Source organism: Bacillus sp. MYb209 (assembly GCF_002975175.1).
In the GTDB taxonomy this organism is placed as follows: Bacteria; Bacillota; Bacilli; order Bacillales; family Bacillaceae_G; genus Bacillus_A.
In genome coordinates this window covers 546,147-558,156 of sequence record NZ_PCNZ01000002.1, presented here as the reverse complement: position 1 = coordinate 558,156, position 12,010 = coordinate 546,147, and the positions used below count along the sequence as shown (strand labels likewise).

The 12,010-nt window shown below is 35.9% G+C and carries 16 protein-coding genes; 4 read left to right on the top strand and 12 right to left on the bottom strand.

Going from position 1 to position 12,010, the window contains the following annotated elements; genetic code table 11:
* Positions 1–83: 83 nt before the first annotated feature.
* The gene (locus CQZ94_RS06690; RefSeq protein WP_181149442.1) at positions 84–1,325 is read left to right on the top strand and encodes a nucleotidyltransferase; all 1,242 of its coding nucleotides are present in this window, start codon (positions 84–86) and stop codon (positions 1,323–1,325) included.
* A gap of 26 nt (positions 1,326–1,351) precedes the next feature.
* Here CQZ94_RS06690 and CQZ94_RS06685 read toward each other — a convergent pair whose 3' ends face one another.
* Complete coding sequence (locus CQZ94_RS06685) at positions 1,352–2,377, bottom strand: SepM family pheromone-processing serine protease (RefSeq protein WP_105584723.1); 1,026 nt, start codon at positions 2,375–2,377, stop codon at positions 1,352–1,354.
* Complete coding sequence (locus CQZ94_RS06680; protein WP_105584722.1) at positions 2,370–3,161, bottom strand: patatin-like phospholipase family protein; 792 nt, start codon at positions 3,159–3,161, stop codon at positions 2,370–2,372. Before CQZ94_RS06680 ends, CQZ94_RS06685 begins: the two co-directional genes overlap by 8 nt.
* Positions 3,162–3,273: 112 nt before the next feature.
* Between CQZ94_RS06680 and ylbJ the strand changes: the two genes are divergently transcribed.
* Complete coding sequence (ylbJ, locus tag CQZ94_RS06675; protein ID WP_105584721.1) at positions 3,274–4,503, top strand: sporulation integral membrane protein YlbJ; 1,230 nt, start codon at positions 3,274–3,276, stop codon at positions 4,501–4,503.
* On the opposite strand, the gene coaD is transcribed toward ylbJ, so the two are convergent.
* Positions 4,495–4,986, bottom strand: coding sequence for a pantetheine-phosphate adenylyltransferase (gene coaD / locus CQZ94_RS06670; RefSeq protein WP_000200601.1), 492 nt, complete (start codon positions 4,984–4,986; stop codon positions 4,495–4,497). The genes ylbJ and coaD overlap by 9 nt on opposite strands.
* Positions 4,983–5,549: a 16S rRNA (guanine(966)-N(2))-methyltransferase RsmD gene (rsmD, locus tag CQZ94_RS06665; protein ID WP_105584720.1), complete on the bottom strand. Its 567-nt coding sequence runs from the start codon at positions 5,547–5,549 to the stop codon at positions 4,983–4,985. Before rsmD ends, coaD begins: the two co-directional genes overlap by 4 nt.
* Before the next feature lie 515 nt (positions 5,550–6,064).
* Here rsmD and CQZ94_RS06660 point away from each other — a divergent pair.
* Complete coding sequence (locus tag CQZ94_RS06660) at positions 6,065–6,454, top strand: DUF7147 family protein (RefSeq protein WP_002014762.1); 390 nt, start codon at positions 6,065–6,067, stop codon at positions 6,452–6,454.
* 55 nt (positions 6,455–6,509) lie between these two features.
* On the opposite strand, the gene CQZ94_RS06655 is transcribed toward CQZ94_RS06660, so the two are convergent.
* The 6 genes from CQZ94_RS06655 to CQZ94_RS06630 form a co-directional block, all read right to left on the bottom strand.
* Positions 6,510–6,776 (bottom strand): YlbG family protein, encoded by a 267-nt coding sequence (locus tag CQZ94_RS06655; protein ID WP_002088292.1) that lies wholly within the window; start codon positions 6,774–6,776, stop codon positions 6,510–6,512.
* A gap of 127 nt (positions 6,777–6,903) precedes the next feature.
* The gene (locus CQZ94_RS06650; RefSeq protein WP_070144653.1) at positions 6,904–7,356 is read right to left on the bottom strand and encodes a YlbF/YmcA family competence regulator; all 453 of its coding nucleotides are present in this window, start codon (positions 7,354–7,356) and stop codon (positions 6,904–6,906) included.
* A 116-nt stretch (positions 7,357–7,472) separates the two neighbouring features.
* Positions 7,473–8,045, bottom strand: a complete 573-nt coding sequence (locus tag CQZ94_RS06645; RefSeq protein ID WP_105584719.1) for a histidine phosphatase family protein — start codon at positions 8,043–8,045, stop codon at positions 7,473–7,475.
* A gap of 77 nt (positions 8,046–8,122) precedes the next feature.
* Complete coding sequence (locus tag CQZ94_RS06640) at positions 8,123–8,368, bottom strand: YlbE-like family protein (RefSeq protein ID WP_002014770.1); 246 nt, start codon at positions 8,366–8,368, stop codon at positions 8,123–8,125.
* A gap of 11 nt (positions 8,369–8,379) precedes the next feature.
* The gene (gene ylbD, locus CQZ94_RS06635; protein ID WP_002088296.1) at positions 8,380–8,817 is read right to left on the bottom strand and encodes a YlbD family protein; all 438 of its coding nucleotides are present in this window, start codon (positions 8,815–8,817) and stop codon (positions 8,380–8,382) included.
* A gap of 226 nt (positions 8,818–9,043) precedes the next feature.
* A complete protein-coding gene (locus CQZ94_RS06630; RefSeq protein WP_105584718.1) occupies positions 9,044–10,078 on the bottom strand; it encodes a CAP domain-containing protein in 1,035 nt (344 codons plus the stop codon).
* A gap of 208 nt (positions 10,079–10,286) precedes the next feature.
* On the opposite strand from CQZ94_RS06630, the gene CQZ94_RS06625 reads away from it, so the two are divergent.
* Positions 10,287–10,652 carry a YugN family protein gene (locus tag CQZ94_RS06625; RefSeq protein ID WP_002066906.1) on the top strand — a complete coding sequence of 122 codons (366 nt, stop codon included), beginning with the start codon at positions 10,287–10,289 and terminating at the stop codon, positions 10,650–10,652.
* 36 nt (positions 10,653–10,688) lie between these two features.
* On the opposite strand, the gene ctaG is transcribed toward CQZ94_RS06625, so the two are convergent.
* Positions 10,689–11,594, bottom strand: coding sequence for a cytochrome c oxidase assembly factor CtaG (gene ctaG / locus CQZ94_RS06620; RefSeq protein WP_105584770.1), 906 nt, complete (start codon positions 11,592–11,594; stop codon positions 10,689–10,691).
* 81 nt (positions 11,595–11,675) lie between these two features.
* Positions 11,676–12,008, bottom strand: a complete 333-nt coding sequence (gene ctaF, locus CQZ94_RS06615; protein WP_002121961.1) for a cytochrome c oxidase subunit IVB — start codon at positions 12,006–12,008, stop codon at positions 11,676–11,678.
* Positions 12,009–12,010 lie beyond the last annotated feature (2 nt).

Here is a 12,010-nt window from a genome sequence, read left to right as displayed (position 1 = left end):
CACTATAATGAAGTCATCATAGGAAATAATATATAGATTATCACGTTTTCCAAAAAGATGCTACATCGAAAGGAGAGATTACCATAAAATCCAGTGGTATTGTTGTTGAATATAACCCTTTTCATAACGGTCATGCTTATCATGTGCAACAAACAAAAAAGTTAACACAGTCTGATATTATTATCGCCGTTATGAGTGGCCCTTTTTTGCAGCGTGGTGAGCCCGCACTCATCTCCAAATGGTATCGTACTAAAATGGCCTTAACAAACGGCGTAGACCTTGTTGTAGAGCTTCCTTATGCATTCGCAACACAAAAGGCCGAAACTTTCGCAAATGGCGCAATTTCGATTTTAAACGCCCTTGGTGTTTCTGAAATTTGTTTTGGTAGCGAAGATGGACAAACTGAAAATTTCTACAATACCATCGCTATACAAAAAAATGAAGAAGAGACTTTTAATCGTTTTGTGAAGCAATTTATGAATGCAGGTAATAGTTATGCAAAAGCTACATCTGAAGCCTTTCTACACATCTTACCACCCGAAAAAAACGTAGATATGTCACAACCAAATAACATTTTAGGCTTACAGTACATTAAAGCAATTCTCTTACAAAATAGTTCCATGCAAGCACAAACTATAAAAAGATTCGCCTCTCATTATCATGATGAAACATTTCACGATCAACATATTGCAAGTGCAACAAGTATTCGCAAACAGCTATTTAATGAAAACAGTTCCTCTACAACTATTGAGCCTTTTATCCCGAAAATGACTGCTTCTCTTTTAGAAAACTACAAGCAAAACTACGGGACGTTACATAACTGGGAAAAATACTTTTCATTTTTTAAATACAAACTTATGACGATGTCTTCTCAAGACTTACAACATATATATGAAATGGAAGAAGGTTTAGAGCATCGTATTTTATCAAAAATACAAAACAGTTCATCTTTCTATTCATTCATGGAAGCATTAAAAACAAAACGTTATACATGGACTAGATTGCAAAGAGCTTGTACACATATTTTAACAAATACAACGAAGGAAGAAATACACAAAGCAAATATAGAGCAACATGCGCCGTATATCCGTCTTCTCGGAATGTCACAAAAGGGACAAACTTATCTTTCTAGAAATAAGAAAAAAATAGAACTTCCAATCCTTACTCATACAAAAACATTTGAACATCCGACTTTAGACATAGAACGGAAATCAAATGCTGTATATTTCTCCATAATGCAAGAACCTTTGCGGACACAACTGCTAAAACAAGACGCAACGCATCATCCAATTCGTTATGATGAAATAATGAAAAAATTCCTATAAGAAAAACCTCTCTTCTTCAGAGAGGTTTACTTTGTTTTACTCATTTTTTCCAAATACGTTAATGCATCATCCAGTGTGTCCACCGGTACAATTTTCATCTTTGTTTTAATATCTTTCGCAGCTTCAAGAGCATCTTTATAATTCGATTTCTCTACACCTTTTTCATTTGGCGCAAAAAACACTTCAGCTCCTGCATCACTAGCAGCTACTACTTTTTGCTGAATACCACCAATTGGACCAATTTCTCCTTTATCATTGATTGTACCTGTTCCAGCTATTTCATGTCCGTTTGTTAAATCTTCTTCAACGAGCTGATTATAAATTTCTAGTGTAAACATTAACCCTGCTGATGGCCCCCCTATTTCATGGGAATCAATTTTCACTTTCGGATCTACTACTAACTCTCTTTCCGTAACGATAGAGACCCCTATACCGACGCGTCCATTCCCATTAGGGATTGTCTTTACATTTAAATTTTCTTTAAACTGTTTTCCACCCCGCTTATATTCAACATTTACTGTATCCCCTTCTTTTTTCCCTGTCATATACTCAATAAATTGTTCCGTCTTGTCGAATGTTTTTCCATCGACAGCTACTATAACATCTCCAAGCTTAAGCTTTCCTTCTGACGGCATACCCTTCGCTACACCAGCAACTAGTACACCTTTATTTTCAAAAGAAACAGAGCGATTTGCACGTTTATAAGCATTATAGATTGCTGCATTTTGCGAATCTTTCATTGCATAATTTTGGCGAAATTGATATTCTTCATCACTCTCGCCTTTTTGCAATATTTCTTCCGCCTTCGAAACGTGTGTATATTTATTAAATTGCGCTGCTATTAAATTCACCACATTGGCAGGTCCCATTGAGACAGTGACAAGCATGAAATCACCCGACTCTTTCGTTCCACCATCTACTTGAACGTATGGTGCTAATTTCGCCGCCATACCTGGTTTTGTCACATAATACGGCAAACGCACATAAACAAGTAGCATCGCCAATATAACCCCTATTAAAATTGCATATATAAACCGAAAACGCTTAAACATTATGTTGCTCCTTCCACTGCTCAATTAGTAAATAAATGTTTGAAATGTGTTTTTCTGCTTCCACTTCTCCGACCCGAATGATGTCTTCAATATGTGTAAAAGCACGCGAACTAAATTGTTCAACAGCTGGTCGCATCATTAAATCTGATGCTATTTGCCGATTCATCACAAGTTCATGTTGCATAATTTCAATGCTCTGCATAATCACATCATAAATAGACGTTACCTCTCCATTCACCTTAATTGGAGACACATCAACAGCAATAACAATATCAGCCCCTAAATCTTTTGCAACCGATACGGGAATACGGTCAATTACCCCTCCATCCACTAATAAGCGGCCATCTATTTTTTCTGGAACAAACACCCCCGGTACAGATATACTAGCGCGAACTGCCTCTGCAATTGGGCCACTTGTAAATACAACTTTTTCCCCCTTCAAAATGTCAGTAGCCACAACAGCCGTCGGGATATCTAACTCTTCTAAATTTTTATTATATGTAAACATTTTAATCATATCTTTAATACGTTTTCCAGCAATAAATCCCATTTTAGGAACTGTAAAATCTAAATAATATTTCCTTTTAAAAACAGCTGCCAATTTATATAACCTTTCAACGTTACAACTCGCTGCATAAAATGTACCTATTAATGCTCCTATACTACTACCTGCTATCATATGAATAGGGATGCCAGCGTCCCTTAACACTTTTATTACCCCAATGTGAGCAAAACCTTTCGCACCTCCAGATCCAAGTGCTAAACCGATTTTTGGTTCCTTCATTTTTCTCACCCTTTAATTTTTTTCATTCCTTTTTCATACTTATGGTCTAAATTCACCACATATCCACGTATACTGAAATGAACGTTTTTGGGACAAAGGGGGATTTTTTTACATGTACGAAAAATGGAAAACTGCTTTTCTTACCATATCAATGTTATTTTTAACCTTTTCTCTTGTACTCCACCCCCAAGCTGCCTTGCAAGCTTCAATTCGCGGGTTAAATATATGGTGGGAAGTTGTATTCCCTTCACTACTACCGTTTTTCATCATTGCGGAACTTCTAATCAGTATTGGTGTTGTAAAATTTATCGGTGTTATATTAGAACCGCTAATGCGACCACTTTTTCGCGTTCCAGGGGTAGGCGGGTTTGTTTGGGCAATGGGAATGGCTTCAGGGTTCCCTGCTGGGGCCAAATTAAGCGCTAGACTACGCAAGAGCAATCAACTAACACAAATTGAAGCGGAACGACTCGTATCTTTCACAAATTCTTCTAATCCACTTTTTATTTTCGGAGCAGTTTCTATCGGTTTTTTTAATAATCCGAAATTAGGGATCGTATTAGCGGCCGCACATTATATAAGTAACTTTACCGTCGGATTACTTATGCGCTTTTATGGTAATAACAATACTTACATAAAAGACAAACCTAGTACCGAAAAGCGTGCTTTTCAAAACCCATTCTCAGTCCTCCACCAAACGCGGATGCAAGAAAAAAGACCCATTGGAAAATTACTCGGAGACGCTATCGTTTCTTCTATTCAAACATTACTCATGATTGGCGGGTTTATTATTTTATTCTCTGTTTTAAATAAAATGATTACTGTTTTCGAAATTACAAAAGCGCTTTCTTTTATTATGCAACATATTTTATCATTCTTCCAACTTACATCCGAATTTAGTATTCCGATATTATCCGGTTTTTTTGAAATGACGCTTGGAAGCCAAATGATCAGTCAAATAAGTGAATCAACACTTCTTCAACAAGCGATGGTGACAAGCTTCATTTTAGCTTTTAGCGGTCTTTCTATTCAGGCACAAGTAGCAAGCATATTAGCAGAGACAGACATCCGCTTTAAACCTTATTTTTTAGCACGAATTATCCAAAGTATTCTCGCTCCAATTTTCACTTTTATATTTTGGGGACCATTTTATGAAAAAGTTCATTCTTTCTCGCCTACGCAAGAAGATCTTCCCGTATTTTTATTGAATCATTCTTACACACTAACTGATATTTGGACATCATTTATACACTACGGACCAATCTTCACCTTATTTTGTTTATATTTATATGTTATCTTATTGTTTTTACGCATTTATAAAGAAAAACCCCGTTCACTTTAACGGGGTTTGAAACTTTTCTTTTAAAGCACGCTCTACAATCGGAGGAACAAGGTCTACTACACTTCCCCCATATCTCGCAACTTCTTTCACAATACTTGAACTTAAAAATGAATATTGATTATTTGTCATAATGAAGAAGGTTTCGATATTTTCGTCTAATTTTCGATTCATTGAAGTAATTTGCATCTCATATTCAAAATCAGAAACCGCTCGCAAACCACGTAATATTGCATTTGCATTACGCATTTTTGCATATTCCACCAATAATCCACTATGTGAATCAACTTTTACATTCGGAATATCCTTTGTCGCCTCTCGAATTAACTCTAGGCGTTCTTCTACCGAAAAGAATGGTTTTTTTGATGAATTGTTTAAAACAACTACATATACTTCATCAAATACTTTTGCTCCCCTTTTAATAATATCCAAATGTCCAAGGGTAATTGGATCAAAACTCCCTGAAGAAATAGCTATACTTGTCATTCTGTCCCCTCACCTTCATACTTATAAATCGAAATTGCTGTAATCCCATAGTTTTCTGCCCGTACTTTTACAAGTTCTCCTATAGAATCAGGTAAAACCACGTCATCCCCATGCTCTGCCATAATGATGCCATCTTTATTTAACAATCCATGTTGATCCATCACACTAATTAAAGACAAAATTTTTTGACCTTTATATGGAGGGTCAATTAGTATAAGATCGAATGATATTTCACGCTTTATAAGCGCCTTTACCGCACGTTCCGCATCATTTCGATACACTTCAGCTTGTTCTTGTATTCTACAGCTTTCTAAATTTTGATGAATGACTTTTATCGCCTTACTATCTCGGTCAACAAAAATCGCTTTATCAATCCCTCTACTTATGGCCTCAATTCCAAGACCACCACTACCACCAAATAAATCAAGAGCGGTACCACCATCATAATAAGGACCTATCATATTAAAAATAGATTCTTTCACTTTATCTGTCGTTGGACGTGTTGTATTACCAGGTACCGCTTTAAGTGGGTGCCCTTTACATTTTCCTGAAACTACTCTCATCTGTTGTCACTACCTTTATTTCAATCTATCGAGCGATTACAGTAAATCCATCTCAAGTCGGTAACCGCTACCAAACCATACAATTCTTCACTAATTCGTTACTTAACCTATAGAGAACTTTAGTTAAAATAACCGTTCGCTATTTCTTGCATATTCATCTCACTATTTGCGAACAAAAACCCTTTATGTACATCAGTTCCACTTTACCTTTTTTATCCTATCATAAAATAAAAAAAAGAAAAATAAAAAGCCTAACATAAATTTTAATTTCATTATGTATATCTTCATTTAGATTGGACATAAATAAATATAACAACATCATCTTCGATGTTGTTGCCAACCGCGGAGAAGACTTACGTTTCCCCATAAGTTCTTCCTCCGGTTTCTCCTCTCCCTTTTCCTTCTTACTAGTACATACTAGTATTAGAAGGGCCCTGCTTTGCAGGGTTTTTTTATTTGTCTACTTTTCATTTAAAAAGTGAGGTGGTACAGTAAAAGAAAGAGGAGGAAAAAATATGATTCAACGCTTTATAGAACTCGGAGAAGGCTACTCTGACTTATATGAATTACTTGAAATTGCCAAAACAAACCAAGAACGTGTAACACATATGTTACAATTCGAAACTGTAAAAAACGAAAAAAAAGTGTGTTCACTTGTTGTAATACTAAAACCGACAACTACTGGTGATTTCCAACCATTATACATATGTCGTGAAGGCATTCCTGTACTTGAAAATAAAAAAAGTAAACGTGTCGTTTTATTTGAAGAAATGGCGGAACAAATAGGGAAAAAAGTTACTCCCTTTACTGTAAAACCATCAACAACTTTCCCTGAAAAAGAACTATTCTTTAATCATCTAATTGGTATTTTACGAATGAACAATTTCATTCCTCCAATGAAATAACACGTTATTTCAAGTAAAAAAATCCCCCGCTAAATTTAGCAGGGGATTTTTTTACTTAGCTATAATCGTATTCTTTTGCCCGATCAGGACGCGAATTTTCGAATTCCGTTTTTAAAAATGGGCGATACGACTGTTCTACTTTTTTTACAAAAGGAAGTTTATTCAATTTTTGCATCATATGCTCAATTTGTTCCATATCACAATATACAACGGCATATTTCAAACGTTTTGATATGTAATGAATGTTACCATATTTCCTTAAAATCTTGGCATGTTTCAATGAATGTAAATAAACAATCATACTTTGTCGTTGCCCGAACATAATCTTCTCCATCTTCTCCTTTTAAAAACTTATATTCTTATATTTTATGAAAACCAATCAAAAATTTATGACATTAAAGGACAAACTCTGTATACGTTTTCTTCTATATTCTAAAAAACAGGGTAAATTACCCCGTTTTTTTACAACCACAACCGCCTCCGGTACCACAACCACCGCCACAGCCACCCGCATCAAAAAACGGATTTCCTGTTGGAACTTTAACGGAAGGAGACACCTCAGAACCAATTGCTACACTAACTTCATCTAATAACTTTTGTAAAGCAGTTTCTGCTCTTTTAAAGGCTGCAACCTTATCATGCATATCTACAGAACGCTTTAATTCCCTCATTTTCGTCGAAACGAAAGTATAATCAGGATGATATTTACCAAAACGTTGCACTTCTTCGTATCGCTCTTTCATCGCTGTAAACTGCTGAATTAGCGTCTGGACTTCTATATCTTCTTGTAAATCCTTATAATACTTACGATAATCTTCTGCTATATCTGAACAGATAATCGCTTTTGCAAGCTGCTCTGCCTTATCTAAAATCAATACGCTTTCCAGCGTCGCTACAATCATGAGAGACACCTCCGAGTATTCATCATAACACATTTGGAACAGAACTACTAATTGAAGTGTCTCACCTAAAAGAAAGATATGATTCTAACTCCTTTTCATACAATCCCCTTGCACTCTTATACACTAATATGCTCCGCAATATTATATTTAAGAACATCCCATTTCCCGCTATTCTCTTTCACGTAGCTAATACATGCGTTTTTTAACGGCGTTTTAAATGTAATTTCATCTGGTGCAATTGCGTGTAAAATAGCTTTTATTGCATGTGAATGCGCAACAATGATAATACGTTTATCTCCATGTGCTGCTGCAACCTCTTGTAAAGCCGTAAAACAGCGCTCTACAATTTCTTCATCCTGCTCCATTCCTTCTACATTACCTTCTGCAATTAGCTCTCTAACGGCCGCAACTGGTTTCCCAGAAGCTTCCCCAAAATTACGTTCCATAAATCGCTCATCTAATAAAATAGATGGTAATCCAATAGCCCCAGAAATTTCCTTAGCTGTTTCTTGCGCTCTAATTAACGGACTACTTATAATTATATCCCACGATTCCGCTTGCAAGGCAGCTGCACTTTGACTCGCTTGCTTCTTCCCAACTTCGTTGAGTGGAATATCTTCGCGCCCTTGAATAATCTCTTGAAAGTTCCAATCAGTTTGTCCATGTCGTACTAAACAAATTTCCGTCATGCTGCAACTCCTTTTTTAAATAATCCGATTCTATTGTAACAAAAGTTTTGCATAACGGACATAGTTTTCCCTTCCAATTACGTCGTATTTTGCTGCTTCATATACTGGAACATATCAATCATAATTGAAGCAACCGCCAATTGATTTTGAAATTTTTCCACTTTATCTGGTATCGTTTTTTTGAAATGCTGCATGGCAGCTAACTCAAAAGCTTCTTTTTCTTCTGGGTTACGCGTCAATTTCCGGTACCAGTATGGCTGTTCCCGAATATAGCGAGCTAAATCCTCATCAGCTTTTATAAACTCCATAAGCTCTGCTCTCATCCTCTTTCCCCCTAATCCTTTTGAAAGAAAAAAGGATTATTTTCAGAAGTACTTTGTTCTTGCTGCGCACGGTTCCCTTGAAATTGTTGGATAACTTGTTGCACGCTACCAATCGCACTCGTCACATTTGCTAAATGATGTTGCATTTGTTCTACGTCTAGCTTTTTAAAGAAAGAAAGCATTTGCCCCATCACATCAGCAGTTTTTTCCTCTTCTGTTCGATTTTCTTTTTCTTCTTTATTTTCTTTTACCGAAGAAAAAGCAGGCGCTCCATCAGGTCTATACGCTGTCCATATTTGATCTTCTTCACCAAGTAAGTACCATTCTTCATAAAATTGCTGCCAAGTTTTTTGACCACTTCTAACCTCGTGAACCATTTTAGGGTGATGGTTTACAAACTCTTTAAACTGTTGAACCGATGGATGTAACGGCCCTTTTGTTGTTGGCATAATCCTCACCTCTTCATGTATATCTACTATATTGTAAGAAAAAAAAAGGCACATGGTTCGCCTATTTTCAGACGATTCATGCACCTTTTTATCTCCCTATTTGTGGACAGTAAGACTCCCACCTTAAACTTCTACGAATAGGCGGGAGTCTTACTGCCCGTTAAAGCCCGATTGATGAAGGCAAATAATCAGTGAAGAATGCGCCCCCACTGATTAAAGTTTCATTTTATTTTCGGATAAAGTTTTGAGTATAAAATTTATCATATACCCCAACACCTAATCCAGTAAATTGTTCATTTAATAAATTCTTTCTGTGACCCTCACTATTTAACCAACCTTGTACCGCCGAAATTCCATCACTATGTTGCGCCGCTATATTCTCACCAGCAAGTTGAAAAGCCACTTGCCCACGTTGCAAACGATCTCCTAACGCACCAAAAGTAGGTGAATCGTGTGAAAAATAATTATTATCCTTCATATCTTTACTATGGCCAAATGCAACATCTGCAGTTTGTTGGTCCCATGTTAACAACGGTAATTGATGATGACTTCGAATAATATTTGTTAAATCGAGAATTTGTTGCATATTTCCATTTTCTACTTGCTTCATTTTTTCTGGCGTCAGCGGCTGTTCCGCTATTAATTCACCCGAATAAACAAGTTGATATGGTCTTTGTCTTAATAACGTCTCATCATCCATATAACGAAGACCAACAAGCTCATGTGTAAAGTGATCAAAATATAATTGTGCCCATCCATCTTCTACAGGTACTAGCGGTTGTTCCATTACTTCCGTATCAGATAACTCAAATTGATAACTATTCTTTCCTCTTTTTAATGAAATCTCATGTGAAAGTGGATTCTTTTTATATACCTCTTCATACTTTTCATTTATATAATAGGGAGCCACCTTAACTTGCTCACCAGCAACATACGCCGTTACAACTTTACGTTCAGCAACTCCAAATTGAACATACTGGGCTAAATCTTGATTATACACCCACCATTCATATCCATAAGCAGACGGCTCTATTCGAGACGGTTCGCCCCACTTCGCTAATAAATTCTCAGAGTCCCCACCGATCATACTTAAAACCGTGTCTGTGGATTCTTCATTTACTTGCTTCTTCTTTTTCACAATTTTATTTTCTTGCTTAGAGTGAGATGGGGTTAATATATATTGTGACACGAGTAACTTCCCGTATAAATCAACAGCTAAAATTAAAAATGTAATCATTACGATACGCAATAATTTCTTCAAACGATATACCTCCTGAACAAAGCATAAAATCGAGATATACACAAATCCTTTTCTTTCCTTTTTTTGTGTGTACCGTACTCTTTTCACTATATCATATTTTCACGAAAAAAGTCTGGATTATCCCTTTTCTCGCAATATGAATTGCACTTTCTTATTATTCATACTATTATAAAAATAATGCACTAACATTAAAAGAAGGAGGTATTCTATGCAATTTACAAATACAAACTTTAATGATGCAGTCGTTGATTTAACTCTTTTAACTGAGATTATGGAAAACAATCATTTTGTACTTGCTGGACAATGGGATTACGAACGCGTTACATATGATTATAAATTTGAAATATTAAAGGATATTTATTATTTACGTGTACAAGGATTTGCTGTTGAAGGTGACATCGGCGGCAGACACGCTCAAGTAAAACTATTGCCACCCTTATTAGGAAAACATTATTATCCTCATGGCGTTGAATATGGAGATGATGAGATTTTCCCAACGAATGTACTTCAAAAAAGCGAACAACTCCTACAAAATATTGAAAAAGAGTTGAAAGAATTTCAAATTATTGAATAACAAAAAAACTAGCGCATTAATACGATGCGCTAGTTTTTATTTCGTCTGCAAATAAGGAGGTAATTCTTGCAGCTGCTCTTTATCCTTTTCACGCTCTCTACGTGCCCATTTAAAGAACACATAACCGATAATCGTACCGTACACTATTTCCTGGACAATTTTCATAATGATACCACCTGTTTGCTGGTCTTGTACTACCGGCATCCAATGTAAAAATTCTGGCCCAGTTATATTTAAATCTGATAAAGTACCCGCCGGTACACAGAGTTCCATTGCCTTCATCCAAGCGGCCGGATCTGTATATGTTGCAAATAATGGTGCAGTCGCAAAAATTATTAACGCACAAGCTGGCGTTAATAAAATACCATTAGCAAACATGTAACCAAGCTTCTTAATATCACTTAAAGTTTGATATTCTGGCAGCGGATTTAACATCGGCCACCACATCATCATTGCTGCAAAAAACAATATAGCAAGGCAAATAGGATGCGCTATTTGATTTTGTTTTACTGCATCAAAAACAATTGGCAAATGATAAAAGGAAAACAGGCCATTAAATACAAACAACGCAATAAGCGGCTTAGCAAAAAACTTTATCACAATTTGAACGAACTTAAAAGAAGTAATATAACGATATAACCAAACCGGTATACCAAGCAGTAATAACGGAGGCACCGCAATATACATTACTGCCATCTCAAACATATGTGCACTAAATATAATATGACCAATTAAATCAATAGGTCCTCCCTTTACAAAATACAAAAGAACAATCCCGGTCGTAAAATAAAAAATTTGCTTCTTACTTACCTTCGTCGCATTTTCAAATCGCGTTCTATATGGTCCAATAACTAAAAAATAACTAATAAGAATCGAGATCATAAATAATAAAAAAATCGGACTCCATAAAGCTTGAAAACCAAATACCCATAAATTTTCCATTTCCACACCTACCTTTTCAAAATCCTTATATTTCATATACAAAGAGGGCTATGATAAATCAGAGCCCCCTACTATCACTGTTTAAATCCACACAATTGTCATAAAGGCTAATATTGTTAATAAACCAATTAACAATCCAGAGTATAAGAAGAAACTCGCCGCTTCATGCCCTTTATGACTCATATGCATGAAATAATATAACTGAAATATAACTTGAACGACTGCTAACAATAATATAAATGGAACCGAAAAAATCGGGCTAAATGTTTTCGGATATGCCACCGCTGCAAATGCAACTAATGTTAAAAAAATCATTAGTGAAAATGTAATAACTTGGTGCTTCATTTCCTCTGCACTTTTTCTCTTCCGATAAACAAGATCCACCTTAGGATTATTCGTTTGCTTAACCGCCATTG

Excerpts from the sequence above, each read along its gene's own strand:
- CQZ94_RS06685 (WP_105584723.1), bottom strand. The coding sequence starts at position 2,377 with ATGTTTAAGCGTTTTCGGTTTATATATGCAATTTTAATAGGGGTTATA.
- CQZ94_RS06680 (WP_105584722.1), bottom strand. The coding sequence starts at position 3,161 with ATGAAGGAACCAAAAATCGGTTTAGCACTTGGATCTGGAGGTGCGAAA.
- ylbJ (WP_105584721.1), top strand. The coding sequence starts at position 3,274 with ATGTACGAAAAATGGAAAACTGCTTTTCTTACCATATCAATGTTATTT.
- coaD (WP_000200601.1), bottom strand. The coding sequence starts at position 4,986 with ATGACAAGTATAGCTATTTCTTCAGGGAGTTTTGATCCAATTACCCTT.
- rsmD (WP_105584720.1), bottom strand. The coding sequence starts at position 5,549 with ATGAGAGTAGTTTCAGGAAAATGTAAAGGGCACCCACTTAAAGCGGTA.
- CQZ94_RS06660 (WP_002014762.1), top strand. The coding sequence starts at position 6,065 with ATGATTCAACGCTTTATAGAACTCGGAGAAGGCTACTCTGACTTATAT.
- CQZ94_RS06655 (WP_002088292.1), bottom strand. The coding sequence starts at position 6,776 with ATGTTCGGGCAACGACAAAGTATGATTGTTTATTTACATTCATTGAAA.
- CQZ94_RS06650 (WP_070144653.1), bottom strand. The coding sequence starts at position 7,356 with ATGATTGTAGCGACGCTGGAAAGCGTATTGATTTTAGATAAGGCAGAG.
- CQZ94_RS06645 (WP_105584719.1), bottom strand. The coding sequence starts at position 8,045 with ATGACGGAAATTTGTTTAGTACGACATGGACAAACTGATTGGAACTTT.
- CQZ94_RS06640 (WP_002014770.1), bottom strand. The coding sequence starts at position 8,368 with ATGAGAGCAGAGCTTATGGAGTTTATAAAAGCTGATGAGGATTTAGCT.
- ylbD (WP_002088296.1), bottom strand. The coding sequence starts at position 8,817 with ATGCCAACAACAAAAGGGCCGTTACATCCATCGGTTCAACAGTTTAAA.
- CQZ94_RS06625 (WP_002066906.1), top strand. The coding sequence starts at position 10,287 with ATGCAATTTACAAATACAAACTTTAATGATGCAGTCGTTGATTTAACT.
- ctaG (WP_105584770.1), bottom strand. The coding sequence starts at position 11,594 with ATGGAAAATTTATGGGTATTTGGTTTTCAAGCTTTATGGAGTCCGATT.
- ctaF (WP_002121961.1), bottom strand. The coding sequence starts at position 12,008 with ATGGCGGTTAAGCAAACGAATAATCCTAAGGTGGATCTTGTTTATCGG.